General features: G+C 57.8%; 12 protein-coding genes. 3 read left to right on the top strand and 9 right to left on the bottom strand.

The genetic code is table 11. The features are described 5' to 3' along the window. Nucleotides 1-31: 31 nt before the first annotated feature. Complete coding sequence (locus tag BKD70_RS06510; protein ID WP_047273893.1) at nucleotides 32-1,408, top strand: multicopper oxidase family protein; 1,377 nt, start codon at nucleotides 32-34, stop codon at nucleotides 1,406-1,408. Next, on the top strand, nucleotides 1,408-1,905 hold the full coding sequence (gene tadA, locus BKD70_RS06505) for a tRNA adenosine(34) deaminase TadA (protein WP_047273895.1): 498 nt from the start codon (nucleotides 1,408-1,410) through the stop codon (nucleotides 1,903-1,905). Before BKD70_RS06510 ends, tadA begins: the two co-directional genes overlap by 1 nt. Before the next feature lie 16 nt (nucleotides 1,906-1,921). Here the strand turns inward: tadA and cmoB are convergent, their stop codons facing one another. The 7 genes from cmoB to lon form a co-directional block, all read right to left on the bottom strand. Continuing rightward, nucleotides 1,922-2,878: a tRNA 5-methoxyuridine(34)/uridine 5-oxyacetic acid(34) synthase CmoB gene (gene cmoB / locus BKD70_RS06500; RefSeq protein WP_047273897.1), complete on the bottom strand. Its 957-nt coding sequence runs from the start codon at nucleotides 2,876-2,878 to the stop codon at nucleotides 1,922-1,924. Then, a complete protein-coding gene (gene cmoA / locus BKD70_RS06495) occupies nucleotides 2,875-3,618 on the bottom strand; it encodes a carboxy-S-adenosyl-L-methionine synthase CmoA (RefSeq protein ID WP_047273899.1) in 744 nt (247 codons plus the stop codon). The genes cmoB and cmoA overlap by 4 nt, the downstream gene beginning before the upstream one ends. A 111-nt stretch (nucleotides 3,619-3,729) precedes the next feature. Next, entirely contained in the window at nucleotides 3,730-4,239 is a 510-nt protein-coding gene (locus tag BKD70_RS06490; protein WP_047273901.1) for a hypothetical protein, read from the bottom strand. A gap of 87 nt (nucleotides 4,240-4,326) precedes the next feature. After that, nucleotides 4,327-4,962, bottom strand: coding sequence for a lysoplasmalogenase (locus BKD70_RS06485; RefSeq protein WP_047273903.1), 636 nt, complete (start codon nucleotides 4,960-4,962; stop codon nucleotides 4,327-4,329). Between the two features lies 1 nt (nucleotide 4,963). Continuing rightward, nucleotides 4,964-5,356 carry a protease inhibitor I42 family protein gene (locus BKD70_RS06480; RefSeq protein ID WP_047273905.1) on the bottom strand — a complete coding sequence of 131 codons (393 nt, stop codon included), beginning with the start codon at nucleotides 5,354-5,356 and terminating at the stop codon, nucleotides 4,964-4,966. Nucleotides 5,357-5,445: 89 nt separating this feature from the next. Continuing rightward, a complete protein-coding gene (locus BKD70_RS06475; protein ID WP_047273907.1) occupies nucleotides 5,446-5,946 on the bottom strand; it encodes a hypothetical protein in 501 nt (166 codons plus the stop codon). Nucleotides 5,947-6,104: 158 nt separating this feature from the next. Then, complete coding sequence (gene lon, locus BKD70_RS06470; RefSeq protein ID WP_047273909.1) at nucleotides 6,105-8,534, bottom strand: endopeptidase La; 2,430 nt, start codon at nucleotides 8,532-8,534, stop codon at nucleotides 6,105-6,107. 415 nt (nucleotides 8,535-8,949) lie between these two features. Between lon and BKD70_RS06465 the strand changes: the two genes are divergently transcribed. After that, nucleotides 8,950-11,292 (top strand): GGDEF domain-containing protein, encoded by a 2,343-nt coding sequence (locus tag BKD70_RS06465; protein WP_047274295.1) that lies wholly within the window; start codon nucleotides 8,950-8,952, stop codon nucleotides 11,290-11,292. 50 nt (nucleotides 11,293-11,342) lie between these two features. Here BKD70_RS06465 and BKD70_RS06460 read toward each other — a convergent pair whose 3' ends face one another. Then, complete coding sequence (locus tag BKD70_RS06460) at nucleotides 11,343-12,521, bottom strand: MFS transporter (protein ID WP_047273912.1); 1,179 nt, start codon at nucleotides 12,519-12,521, stop codon at nucleotides 11,343-11,345. Between the two features lie 40 nt (nucleotides 12,522-12,561). Continuing rightward, on the bottom strand, nucleotides 12,562-13,806 hold the full coding sequence (locus BKD70_RS06455; protein WP_047273913.1) for an aminotransferase class I/II-fold pyridoxal phosphate-dependent enzyme: 1,245 nt from the start codon (nucleotides 13,804-13,806) through the stop codon (nucleotides 12,562-12,564). Nucleotides 13,807-14,031 lie beyond the last annotated feature (225 nt).

The following is a 14,031-nucleotide window of genomic DNA, read 5'->3' as shown; positions in this document are numbered from 1 at the left end:
CCCGTTTACGATACGAGAGGTAGTTGAGCCCATGTCCTTTACCCGTCGACAAATACTCGGTGGTTTGGCCGGCCTGGTCGTGGTGGGTGTCGGAGCGGGTGGCGCTTCGCGTTACTGGCTGGGGAAAATGGCCGACGCCGAGGCCGGCCACGATTACGAGCTGATTGCCGCACCGCTGGACGTCGAACTGGTGCCCGGGCATCAGACCGAAGCCTGGGCCTTTGGTCCGTCGGCACCGGGTACCGAGTTGCGGGTGCGTCAGGGCGAATGGCTGCGGGTGCGCTTTATCAACCACCTGCCGGTGCCCACCACCATTCACTGGCACGGGATCCGTCTGCCGCTGGAGATGGACGGCGTGCCTTATGTGTCCCAGTTGCCGGTACTGCCGGGCGAGTATTTCGACTACAAATTCCGTGTGCCGGACGCTGGCAGCTACTGGTATCACCCGCACGTCAACAGCAGTGAAGAGCTGGGTCGCGGGCTGGTGGGTCCCCTGATTGTCGAGGAGCGCGAGCCGACCGGTTTTGCCCACGAACGCACTTTGAGCCTCAAAAACTGGCACGTGGATGAAGAGGGCGGGTTCATGCCGTTCAGCATCACCCGCGAAGCCGCACGCGGCGGTACGGCGGGGCGCCTGTCCACGATCAACGGCAGCCATGTGCCGACCATCGAACTGCCCGCCGGGCAAATCACCCGTGTGCGTCTGCTCAACCTTGACAACACCTTGACCTACCGCATCAACATCCCGGGGGTGGAGGCCAGGATCTACGCGCTGGACGGCAACCCCATCGAGCCACGGCCGCTGGGCAAGGAATACTGGCTGGGCCCCGGTATGCGCATTTGCCTGGCCATCAAGGCACCCGCCGAAGGCGAAGAATTGTCCCTGCGTGACGGGCCTGTGCGCCTGGGTACGTTGCGGGCGGTGGCCAGCCCCGGTGCCGCGACCCAGTGGCCTGCCGCCTTGCCGGCCAACCCGATTGCCGAGCCGGATGTGGCCAATGCCGAGAAGCTCAACTTCAATTTTGAATGGGTCGGTTCGGTGTCCGAGAATCAAGACGGCGATCAACCCCCCAGCCTGTGGCAAATCAACGGCATTGCCTGGGACATCAAAGACAAGACCTGCGCCGATCGGCCGATTGCCAAACTCAAGCTGGGGCAGAGCTACATCTTCGAATTGAAGAACATGACCCAGTACCAGCACCCGATCCATTTGCACGGCATGAGCTTCAAGGTGCTGGCGTCCAATCGCAAAAAAATCACCCCGTATTTCACCGACACCTATTTGTTGGGTAAAAACGAACGTGCCCGCGTGGCGTTGGTGGCGGATAATCCCGGCGTGTGGATGTTCCACTGCCATGTGATTGACCACATGGAAACCGGCCTGATGGCCGCCATTGAGGTTTCCTGATGCGACAAGGGCGTCAACCCCAGATCATCGACCGCAGCCGCGATCAAGACTACATGCGTGAAGCGCTGGCACTGGCTGCTCAGGGGGCGGCCCTGGGGGAAGTGCCGGTGGGTGCGGTGCTGGTGCAAAACGGCGAGATTATCGGGCGCGGGTTCAACTGCCCGATCAGCGGTCACGACCCCAGCGCCCATGCCGAGATGGTCGCCATACGTGCCGCAGCCGCCTCGGCCTGTAACTACCGCCTGCCGGGCAGCACGCTGTACGTCACGCTGGAGCCGTGCAGCATGTGCGCGGGCCTGATCGTGCATTCGCGGGTGTCACGCGTGGTGTATGGCGCGCTGGAGCCCAAGGCCGGGATTGTGCAGAGTCAGGGGCAGTTCTTCACCCAGGGCTTTCTCAACCACCGGGTGCTGTTTGAAGGCGGGGTGCTGGCCGACGAATGCGGCGCGATCCTGAGCGACTTTTTCAAGGCCCGCCGCGCCAAACAGCCGTTGTAGCCGGGTTAACGCGTGGTCACTTGCGGGCCACAATCACTGCGCGCATCGGCGCAGGCAAACCTTCAATGGTTTTGCTGTGGTCGTTCGGGTCGAGGTAGTCGCTCAACGACTGGAATTTCATCCACGGCGTTGCCCGCTGTTCTTGCACGGTGGTGATGCTCACGTCGACACAGCGCACCTCGCTGAAACCGGCGCGCCGCAACCAGCGCTCCAGCGCCGCAATTGACGGCAGGAACCACACGTTGCGCATTTGTGCGTAGCGGTCTTCCGGCACCAGCACCTGATTTTCGTCGCCTTCAATCACCAGGGTTTCGAGCACCAGTTCGCCGCCCTTGACCAGGCAGTCCTTGAGCGCCAGCAAATGCTCGATGGGGGAGCGGCGGTGGTAGAACACGCCCATGGAAAACACGGTATCGAAGCCTTCGAGGTTCGCTGGCAGGTCTTCGAACGGGAAGGGCAAATGCCACGCGGCTTCTTGCTGCAAGAAGCGCTGCACGGCCTGGAACTGGCAGAAAAACAGCCAGTTCGGGTCTACGCCGATGACGCTGTGGGCGCCGGCGCCCAACATGCGCCACATGTAGTAGCCGTTGCCGCAGCCCACATCGAGGATGCGCTTGCCTGTGAGGTCGATGTGCGGCGCGACCCGCGACCATTTCCAGTCCGAGTGCCATTCGGTGTCCACATGCACGCCGAACAGGTCGAACGGCCCTTTGCGCCACGGCGACAGCCCCATCAGCGCCTGATGCATCTGCGCGCGGGTGTCGTCGTCGCAGTCGGTGTCCAGGGTCAGCCCGTTGAGCAGGTCGATCTCGGTAGGCTTGACGTCGGGCAACGCATCCAGCGCGCTTTGCCAGCGCTCAAGGTCGCCGTGGCCTTTCTCCATTTTGAGGTCGAGCTGAGCCTGCAGCGTGGTGGCCCATTCGGCCAGGGGCGTGCCGGCCAGACGCCGGGCAAGAGGGGAAAGATCAATCATGGCAAGGCAATCAACGAGGCAAAGTTAAGACACTGGAACCACGGCACGACGGTCGAGAACCCGGCGGCCAGCAGGCGTTCGCGGTGTTCTTCGAGGCTGTCGGGCTTCATGACGTTTTCGATGGCGCTGCGTTTTTGCGCGATCTCCAGATCGCTGTAGCCATTGGCGCGCTTGAACGCAATGTGCAAGTCAGTGAGCAAGGCGTGCTCCTGAGCGTCATTGAAGCGCAGCTTCTCCGACAGGATCAGCGCGCCGCCCGGCAACAGCGACTGGCGGATGCGCCCGAGCAGCGCCAGCCGTTGCTCGGGGGCAATGAATTGCAGCGTGAAGTTCAGCGCAACCACTGAGGCCGGTTCAAATTGCAGCGCAAGAATGTCGCCTTCGATCACCTCAACCGGCAACAGCTCCTGAAACATCGAGTTCTGCCCGTTGAGGTATTCGCGGCAGCGCTCGACCATCGCCGCCGAGTTGTCCACCGCAATCACCTTGCACCCTTCGCTGCGCACATGACGGCGCAACGCCTGCGTCACCGCACCCAGCGAACTGCCCAGGTCATAGAGCACGCTGTGGGGTTGGGCGAATTGCGCCGCCAGCACACCGAGGTTTTCCACAATGGTCGGGTAACCGGGCACCGAGCGTTTGATCATGTCCGGGAACACCCGTACCACGTCTTCGTTAAAGGCGAAGTCCGGCACCTGGGCCAGGGGCTGGGCGAAAATACGGTCGGGTTCTTTGCTCACGAGGGTTCCGGCGATGGAAATTCAAAAGGGGCGGCATTTTAGCCAAGTTGGCGCCGGAGTGCGCGGTCTGTCTGATAAACCGCGCAGCATTCTGAATGTGCTGACAGGGTGTCAGGGGCATTCACACAACGAGGACGAGACGCTCACATGGCCGGTCAGGGTGATGTTTTTCTGTTCGCTGTCCTGTGCGGTGAACGTGAACTCACGGATGTAGTACGCGTGGTCGATGATGTCCAGCGTCAAAGAGCCGCTGATTCCTTCGCAGTTGTAATAGATTTCATTGCCGCCCACGACCGCGAACTCCACATACGACAAGCCCCGGATCGGTCCGGCTCCACCCGGCTCGAAGATGTGTGTACCGCTTTCAATACCCAGGTCAAAAATGAAATTAATCACCCGGTATTCGTAAGAGCCAAAGGTTGCAGCCGAGGCCGCAATGGACAGGGTCTTGAGGCCGCTGCCCAACATGATGTCATCGGCCTTGAAATCGGCGCGGTCCGTAATGGTGGCCGATGCATCGCTGATCAGTGCCTGTTTAGAGCGTGGCGGTTGCTTGGGGTTTGGTTTGAGCGTGCCTTTGATTTTGTCTTTGCCACGCGTAGAAAAGTGATTGGCCATCATCGAACCCTCGCTGACTGATTGAGTGTGCAGAGACGGTATTAATGATGGCAACGGGCATGGCGTCTACTGTCATAAGTGACAGGAGGGTCAGCGTTTGCGCTGGCTAAACACCGATGCGGCAATGCCCCATTGACCGAGCCAGTAGCTGAGGATGATCAGGTAGGGCGCGGCACCGAACTTGATCACGAAGCGGTCAATGCCGATCAGGCTGTCAGAGACTACAAATGCCAGTGCGCCGCCCGCTGCCAGCCAGGCCGAGCGCGCAGGCACGTCAGTCCCCAATCGGGCGAGGGCGCGCCACAGCATGGCGCTGATCGTGAGGGCGTAGACGATGACCGGGATCAGCAAATCCCCCAGGCCATGGCTGGCCATAACGCTCAACAACCCGCCGCCGGCGACCAGCGCCAGTAGCAGAGGCAGCGCTGCGATGCGTCGGCAATCGGCCAGGTAGGCCTTGAGGTACGCCAAATGGGCCAGCAGAAAAGCCCCGAGGCCAAACACGAACAGGTCTACGGGCCAGGCCAGGAGCACGTCACCGAGCAACGAAAACAGTAAACCGATACTGATCCAGCGCCGATAAAGGCTGGGCGGCGCGTCTTGTAGCCAACCGAGCAAGGCCAGCACGGGCAAGGGTTTGCTCAGCAGGCACAACAGCGTGGACTGCATGTGCACGCCATACAGGTAGGCGGCGGCGCCCATGACCGCGAGGATCAGCCACGGCATGTCAGTTCACCGTGACAGGGCAGTCAAACACGTGGGCGGGCTCTGCTTCAGGCTCCCAGGGCTGCTGATAGGTCAGGCGCAGGCGACCGGTGCCCGGCGCAAAGGCCTGAAAGCGCCAGGTGGATTGCCCGCCACTGCCCAGCAACTGGCCACTGTCGGCGCTTTTGTAGACTTCAGGGCCGAGGCTGCGCAACACGCCGCCTGCCGAATCCTGAATGGCCCAGCGGTAACCGGTCGTGGGGTTGCTGGGCAGCGTCAGCGTCAGATTTTGCCCGGTGTGCAATTGCATCGGGCAGTCACTCTGTTCTTCCACAATCACGTTGTGCGCCGGTTGCTGGGCGCAAGCCGTCAGCAAGGTCAAGGTGAGCAAGGGGATGAGACGCGCGGGGGACATTGAAGGCTCCATCGGGACAAGAACAAGCGCGCAGCATAACCCAAGACGGCAATCGGGCTATGCCACGCGGCTAAAGTTGCCCGTGGTGCTCAATAACTCATTGCGGCGTGAGGCGGGGTCACCGTGAATTCGCCGCAGACCTCGAACGGGTCGCTGAGGTGATCAGTGCCTTCAAAGGTGAACAGGCGTGCGCTGTAGCAACTTTCGATGACGGACAGGTGCAGGGTGCCAATATCAGCCTGGGTCAGGTGATACACCAGATCGCCATCCTTCTCGATGCATTCAATGTAGGACATGTCGCGTATTGGGCCGGGTTGCCCGCGTTTGTACAGGTAAATGCCGGACTGGATATTGACGTCCAGGGTCAAAGCCAAGCTGCGATATTGCGGCGACCCGAAGTCTTCGATCTCAGCGGTGATCACTATCTTTTTTTTGCTGCTGGCAAAGGTAATTTCTTGCGCTTCGAATAGATGCCGGCAGGCCACCTCAGCCCTTAGCTCGCCCGTTGTTCGCGGGTTGAACACCGGCTTGCCCAGAAGTTTGTGCCATATAACGGCAGGGTTTCCATATGCAGGGTGTTGCAGTGGCATGATCAAAGCCCATCCAACGCTAACGGTTCTGGGGCCTATTAGTGTCGGGAACGGGTGTTGTGTCTACTGACAGAAATGACAGGGGTAGTCTTGCACGGGCGGTGCTACCGCGCCGTCATGTTTGCATGGCGGCGCTGTAGCCCGTGGCTTTCAGCGGTTTAGAACAGCACTTTGGCCACGTCATTGAAGCGTTTGGCAAAGTGCACGGTAATGCCTTCTTTTAAATAGTCAGGCAGTTCTTCAAAGTGGCCGCGGTTGGCTTCGGGAAGGATCAACTCGTGAATCTTCTGCCTGCGTGCCGCGATGACTTTCTCACGGACGCCGCCAATGGGCAGCACATGCCCGGTCAAGGTCAGCTCGCCGGTCATGGCGATGCCCTTTTTCGGTGGCTGGTTGCGCGCCAGTGACAGCAGCGCGCTGGCCATGGTCACACCGGCGCTCGGGCCGTCTTTGGGCGTGGCGCCTTCGGGCACGTGCAAATGCACAAACGCCTCATCGAAGAACTTGGGATCACCGCCAAACTGCTTGAGGTTGGAGCTGACATAGCTGTATGCAATCTCGGCAGACTCCTTCATCACATCACCCAATTGCCCGGTCAGCTTGAACCCGCGGTTGAGGGTGTGGATACGGGTAGCCTCAATCGGCAGGGTCGCGCCGCCCATGCTGGTCCACGCCAACCCGGTGATCACGCCCGTCCCGCTGATGACCTGCTCATTGCGGAACACCGGCATGCCCAATGACGCTTCGAGGTCTTTGGGGCCGATCTTGATCACCGCCTTGGGGTCTTCCAGCAACTTGACCACGGCTTTGCGCACCAGTTTGCCGAGTTGCTTCTCCAGCTGACGCACACCGGCTTCGCGGGCGTAGCCATCGATCACGGCCCGCAATGCGCTGTCGCTGATGCTCAGGCTGTTTTTGGACACCCCGGCTTTCTCCAACTGCTTAGGCCACAGGTGACGCTTGGCAATCGCGATCTTTTCTTCGGTGATGTAACCCGACAGGCGAATCACCTCCATACGGTCGAGCAAAGGCCCCGGAATCGAGTCCAGCGTGTTGGCCGTGCAGACGAACAGCACTTTGGACAGGTCCAGGCGCAAATCCAGGTAATGGTCGAGGAAATCGACGTTCTGTTCCGGATCAAGGGTTTCGAGCAGGGCAGAGGCAGGGTCGCCCTGGAAGCTCTGACCCATCTTGTCGATCTCGTCGAGCATGATGACCGGGTTCATCACTTCGACGTCTTTGAGGGCCTGCACCAGCTTGCCCGGCTGGGCGCCGATGTACGTGCGACGATGGCCCTTGATCTCGGCTTCGTCACGCATGCCGCCGACACTGAAGCGGTAGAACGGTCGTCCCAGGGACTCGGCGATCGACTTGCCGACGCTGGTTTTACCCACGCCCGGCGGGCCGACCAGCAACACGATCGAACCGCTTACCGACCCCTTGTAGGCGCCGACTGCCAGAAATTCGAGGATGCGGTTTTTGATGTCGTCGAGCCCCGAATGGTGGGCGTCGAGCACCTTGCGGGCATGCTTGAGGTCGAGTTTGTCTTGCCCGAACACACCCCAGGGCAGCGACGTTGCCCAGTCCAGGTAGTTGCGGGTGACTGCGTACTCTGGCGACCCGGTTTCCAGGATCGACAGTTTGTTCATTTCCTCATCGATGCGTTTCTGCGCCGGAGCCGTGAGGGTTTTGCCGTCAAGGCGCTGCTTGAACTGCTCGATGTCCGCGCTGCGGTCGTCTTTGGTCAGGCCCAGTTCCTGCTGGATTACCTTGAGCTGTTCTTTGAGGAAGAACTCGCGTTGATGCTCGCCGATTTTCAGGTTCACTTCGGCGGAAATTTCTTTTTGCAGGCGCGCGACTTCGACTTCCTTGCGCAGCATCGGCAGAACTTTCTCCATGCGTTTGAGCATGGGCACGCAATCGAGCACTTCTTGCAGCTCGTTGCCGGTTGCCGAGGTCAGTGCGGCCGCGAAATCGGTCAGCGGCGACGGGTCGTTGGGGCTGAAGCGATTGAGGTAGTTTTTCAGCTCTTCGCTGTACAGCGGGTTGAGCGGCAGCAGCTCCTTGATGGCATTGATCAGCGCCATGCCGTAAGCCTTCACCTCATCGGTGGGCTCTTTGGGCTGCTGCGGGTATTCGACTTCCACCAGATAAGGCGGGCGGTGGTGTTTGAGCCACATGCTGATGCGCACACGGGTCAGGCCCTGGGCCACGAATTGCAATTTGCCGTTTTCGCGGCTGGCGTGATGCACTTTCACCAGCGTGCCGTATTCCGGGAGGCTGGAAGTGTCGAAATGGCGAGGGTCATCAGGTGGCGTATCGACAAAAAACAGGGCCAGCGAGTGATGAGGTGATTTGCTGACCAGTTCCAGTGTTTCGGCCCACGGTTCTTCATTGACGATGACCGGCAATACTTGCGCCGGGAAGAACGGGCGATTGTGAATCGGGATGATGTACACCTTGTCCGGCAGATTCTGCTCCGGCAATGCCAGTTCAGTCCCGACCGAGTGGGGTTTGTGTACGGATTCGGTGTGTTCTATGTCTGCGTATTCAGTGGTGTTATCCGGGAAATCTTGCTGGTCGCTCATGGGGCACCTGCGCAATGGGGTATGGGGGTTAGATGGGGCGCGGTGTCAGTGGTTTCAATGGTGAAACGTTTTTCATCCTCTAGCCGCTGCCGAAGACTGCGCCGGTAGCGTAGCCGATGGCGCCCGGACGGCTTTTTGCAAGGGCCCGGCAGCCAGCGCAAAACCTCTGCCGGTGATTGATAAAACCTGGGTACACCCGCGTATTCGCTAGGCCTTTGTCGCCAACAACTTGACGGTAGACGGCCCGAAATTATTAGGCGATCTTCTGTTGGGCGACAGTTACGATTCATAACAATAAAGATGGAGTGGGCGGCCGCTTCCGTGGCTGCCTTCAGGGCGCACAAGGAGCGCGTATGCCTCAGGGAATCATCGCAAGGTGGGTGCAGGCATTGACTCAGTGGATCGAGGCCGCGCCATGAAGCTGCGCAACAGTTTTCAGGCCCGTATCAGCCTGTTTCTGGCGTTGCTCCTGCTGTTGCTCATGGGGGTGGTGTATTTCGCGGTTAAGACCGTGACCATCACCGTTGCCAGAGACCAGGCCGAAGAGCAGCTGCACACAGGCACGCGAGTGTTCGAGCGCTTCATGGATTTACGCTGGCGGCGGATCCAGTACGGCCTCAACTGGCTGACCAATGACTCGGACTTTCGCCAGGCGGCACTCAACGGCAGCCCCTCACAAATCGAAGCCGCCCTGCAAGAATTCGAACCGAGCATTCGCGGCAGTGAGTTATTCGTACTGGACCTCAACGGTCGCATCATCACCAGCACCCTCAAAGGCCTGCCCCCCGGACAGCGCTTTCCTTACGCCAAAGACTTGAGGCTCGCACGCCGCCACGCGCAATCCATGTTGATCGGCGTTTTGGACAATCGCCCCTACATGATGGTCCAGGGCGTGGTGCTCACCCCCTTGCCCGTCGTGCGGGTGGTGTCGGGGATGCCGATGGACGACGTGTTTGCCCACGAGCTGCGCTCGTTGAGCAACCTGGAAGTGTCATTCATGGCCCTCAAACAGGGCGAAAGTGGCGTTCTCAGCAGCACCCTGCCTGACGCCATGAACACCAGCATCGCCACCTTCATGAGGGACCGCCCGGTCGGCACCCAGGTCTATTTCAACGAGTTTCAGGACAAACGCTTTCTCGGTCAGTTGCTGCAACTGACCACCTCAAACGATCCGCAAAACGGGCACGTAATGGCTTTCTTGCAAAGCCCGCTGGACCAGACGATGCAGGCGTTCAACTCACTGGATCGCAAGTTCTTGTGGATATCCCTCGGCGCGTTGTTGCTGTCGTTGCTCGGCGCCCTGTGGTTGGCGCGTGCGGTGTCGCGCCCGGTCAGCTTGCTGGCCGAGGCCGCCCAGCGAATCGGACGCGGCAATTATCAGGTGCCGGTCGAACTCAAGCGCAAGGATGAGTTGGGTTTTTTGGCCAAGGCAATCAACGCGATGCAAAGCGGCATCGCCCTGCGCGAACAGCAACTGGCGCATAACGCGCTGCACGACGCGCTGACCGGTTTGCCCAACCGCGCGCTGGCCATGGAGCGACTGGGCAGCGCCATCAGTGCGAGAAGGGGAGTGGTGCTGATTTATCTGGGGGTCGAAAACTACCGGGTGATCAACGAAAGCTTCGGCCAGGACGGCCTGGAATTGATCATGCGCGAAATCAGCCGCGTCATGCTCGACACCTTGCACGAACGGGACACCGCCGCGCGCATCACCGGCAATGAGTTCTTATTGCTTCTGGAAAGCACCCAGATCGATGCCGCCGTGGCCATGGCCGACAGGCTCTACCGGCTGTTTAATCGACCCCTGAGCATCGATGGGCATGAGGTGTCGCTGGAAATCTGCATGGGCATTGCGGCCTACCCGATCAACGGGCAAAGCGTCGAAGAACTGATCAGTCGCGCTGCCCTCGCCCGACGCGATGCTGCTGCGCTGCCGGGTTATTTGCAGGTGTACCAGCAAGACCGCGACCTGGCCCATCAACGGCAAATCCAGCTGATACGCGACGTGCGCAGCGCGGCGAGCGAGGGCGAACTGTTTTTGCTGTACCAGCCCAAACTCGACATCAGAAGCGGCCACGTGCAACAGGCTGAAGCCCTGCTGCGTTGGCGCCACCCCGAATTGGGCGTGGTGTCGCCAGCCGAATTCATCCCGCTGGCCGAACGCACCGGCAGCATGCCGTTGCTCACGCACTGGGTCATCGAAGAGGGCGTGCGCCAACTGGCCGAGTGGAATCGCAAAGGGCTGCACCTGCAACTGTCCCTCAACATCTCGGCGGCGGATTTACAGGGCGAAGACCTGCTGTTGAGCGTCGACGCCTTGCTCTCGCGCTATCAGGTATCGGCCGGGCAATTGATTTTTGAAATCACCGAAAGTGCGGTCATGCGCGACCCGGAGCACTCCCTCAGCGTGCTGGAAAAACTGCGCGAGGGTGGCATAGGGCTGTCGGTGGACGATTTCGGCACGGGCTACTCGTCACTGGCGCACCTCAAGCGGCTACCAGTGCAAGAGCTGAAAATCGACCAGTCGTTTATCCGTAACCTGGACGAGACCAGCGAAGACGCAGTCATCGTGCGCTCGACTCTGGAGATGAGCCATAACCTGGGGTTGAAGGTCGTGGCCGAAGGCGTGGAGTACCCGCACACCCTTGACCTGCTGGCGCGTTGGCAATGCGACACGGCCCAAGGCTACCTCATCAGCCGCCCGCTGGAGGCGTCGGCGTTAGAAGCATGGCTGTCACGGTTGGAAGAAACGGCCTGAAATGGGGGGGCGTGACATGCCGGCTCCATCGGTTACGTCGCATCACTCCATTAACTCGCCTTGATGAAACGTTGATTCACCGAGTTTAATTTCCCGATCACACAGGCCAATAACAGGAAAATAAAAGCCAGATGCAAAGGTTCTCTAGCGTCAATCAGACTGACAGTCATACCTATAAAAGCAGCCAGCAATTGATGAATGAAACCGCACATAGCCATTGTATAAGGCCCTTCAATAGGGGTGTTTTCACTGGCTTGCGACAAGCTGACGGGGTAGTTGATCGCCTGACCGAAAACGATAAAACAGTAGGGGAGCCACATCATCAGGGCATAAGTGGGGGCAACAATGACTGCGCACGTCATGGCAGTACTCCCCGCCATCATGATTCGAATGCCCAGAGTATTGAACCGTGATTGCCCGAGACTCATCACCCAGCGATTGACGCTCAACGATCCCGACATATAAGCCACACTCATCGCCCAGCCAAAGTTCCCGTAATCCGTGACGGACCACTGATAAACCGTTTGAAAAATAGCGGGCGCGGCAGTATTGAACGCTATCAGTAACCCATAGCCCAATCCTCCCATCAGCGCCGGCGTAAGGAAGGGGCCATGTCTGACTATCGTCAGATACAGCTTCCAGCCAGTGGAGGAACGTTCGGGTTGTTGTGAATCCGGTATGAACCAAAAAAATAATCCTGTGTGAAATAACGCGCCGAGTGCAAGAAGCCAGAACGTGGCAGTCCAACCCGCTGCATTTATTAAAACAGCGCCTATGTATTGCCCGACTCCCAAAGAAATAACGAACGCAATGGATAACCAGGAAAGTGCCTTGGCGAGTTGAGCACCTTTGAAACGCTGAGCGATCAAAGAGCGTGCCATGACTGACATCCCGCTGGCAGCAAATCCTTGAAAGAAACGCAAAAACAGAAACGTCCCGATCGTATTGCTTTGCGCCAGTAACGCGCTGCACAGACTGAAAAGAAGGAGTGAAACCATTAACACTTTTTTAGTTCCCCAGCGCCCACCCCAATGCCCCCATATCAACATGGGTGCAGCCATGCCCACTAAGTAAATTGGCAGTGACAACGAAATCACGCTACTTGACGCATGAAAGGAGTATGCAATCGCAGGAACGCCCGGCAAATAAATCATCATTCCTAGCTGTGCCAGGAAAACAGTCATACAGGCCATGCTGACGATCACGCCACTGTTTGCGGCTTTAATCATTGCGGTTCTCTGTGAGTGGGCGATGGAGGCCGCTTATTTTTTATAGTTGGGCCAAAGTGGGTAAATTATGCTGATGCCAATATGCATGCACGAGAGTGCAAAATTGTTGGATGAGTTCGGAGGACATGTCAGCTCGCAACGTAATACGAAGTGCAGCTTGATCTTTAGGGACAACCGGAAAAAATACTGAGGCGGTGAAGAAACCATTTTCTGCCAGATAGGAGGCGGCACGGGTTGCAGTCTCTGCCTGACCGCAGTGAATAAGACGTATAGGTGTAAAGCTGCCGTTCTGTTTTGTTTTTATAAGGCTGTCAAAGTACATGATGTTGGCGAGCAACTTGTTTTGAAGGTTTGTCAGTTCATCAGTAAGGTGCAAGGCTATGGATGCTCGACCCGCACCAATAGCGGCGCTATTAAGGCTTTGCGACCAGTTGCACGGGCCTCCATAACGCAGGCTTTTTTGTTTGTGTTCGGTGTTGCCGAACATAATTACGCCGCCACTGGCGCCGAATGATTTTGCCAGGGAGGCAACAACAATGCAGTGTTGATCAAGCGTGTTTATGTGGGTTCTGACATAGCCTAAGCCCTGTCTTCCTACGGCTGAAACGGCGTGCGAATCATCTATGTAAATAAACACACCATACCGATGATGCAGGTATTTTATGGCTTCAATATCGGCGATCCCACCCATGCTGTAAACGCCATCTGCAATATAGGCAACGCGTCTATTTTTCTTGCATAGGCTTTCCAGATAGTTCATGTCATTGTGGGGGCAGGTAACAACCTCCGTTTCATCTGAACAAGAAGCCTTGATGTGATTCATTGAATAATGGGCATATTGGTCGAAGCACATCAACGGAGCAGTATTTTGAGTGAAGACTCCGCTGGCGAGCAGTGGAAGTAGGCCAGCGCTGGCCGCACTGCAGGATAGCGTGCTCAGGCAGTGGGCGGAAAAAAGTGATGATAGTTCCTGCTCATAATTTTCCAGGATATTGAGTTTGCATCGATTCTTTGAGTTGGGTATGCGCAAGGAACCGGTCAGGGTGAGGGCATCAATTGCGCCTTTCAATAGTGCGGGATGATAGTCAAGTCCAAGATAGGAGGTGGTGCAGAAATGGTGGAAGTTTCGGCCATGTTGATCCTTTAAATAATTTACGCCTTCAATGGTAACGTTGAGGTTGGATACCTTATCGAGGTCAGCCTTCTGCCAGTCAGACTCTGCCAAGGAGATCATTTTTTTATAGTTGTTGAACTGGTTTTTTTGGGTCGTAGAAATAGGCGGCATAGAGTGTCTCCCACTGTTTTCCAAACGCTGAAAAGCATATTTATAGCCCTTGAAGTACTTTAAGTATGTGGTGTGGTGGAGGATTGATTGTAGGTGGGTTCTTTTTTATTTTTATGAATGTGCCTACAAATAAATGTATTTTTTAAAATCACAAGGATTGTTGTCAGTGTTAGCGCGACTTATGTGCCTGGCCTTGTCAAACTTTCTGTTGCGGGGCTGAAGGTG

This window comes from Pseudomonas sp. BS-2016 (genome assembly GCF_001806145.1).
GTDB lineage: Bacteria > Pseudomonadota > Gammaproteobacteria > Pseudomonadales > Pseudomonadaceae > Aquipseudomonas > Aquipseudomonas lundensis.
Note: the sequence above shows the minus strand (reverse complement) of the source record. Positions and strands in the feature narration are given on the sequence as shown.